Below are 236 nucleotides of genomic sequence, written 5' to 3'. Positions count from 1 at the left end.
AAGGCATCTTCGGCGTTATCAAAAGCATCGCAGACGGCGCCCAACTCGATCAAAATATTCTCCAAGAGGGTCTGAAGCGTAGGGTCGTCTTCAATGACAACGACCACCTTTTCTGATAACGACAATCCCTCTACAGCGAGTTTCATCAGCCTCTCCAAGCCGTTGGAATGACTCAGCAGTGTTTCAATCATTCGGTACCCCGTCGATGGGAGCTAAAGTGTAGTGGTCTACTAACC

The 236-nt window shown here is 49.2% G+C and carries 1 pseudogene; it reads right to left on the bottom strand.

The features are described from left to right. Positions 1–146: pseudogene (locus G1E_RS29970) on the bottom strand (response regulator); the annotation flags it as partial. Positions 147–236: the final 90 nt, after the last annotated feature.

This window comes from Pseudomonas sp. TJI-51 (assembly GCF_000190455.2).
Taxonomy (GTDB): domain Bacteria; phylum Pseudomonadota; class Gammaproteobacteria; order Pseudomonadales; family Pseudomonadaceae; genus Aquipseudomonas; species Aquipseudomonas juntendi.
Note: the sequence above shows the minus strand (reverse complement) of the source record. Positions and strands in the feature narration are given on the sequence as shown.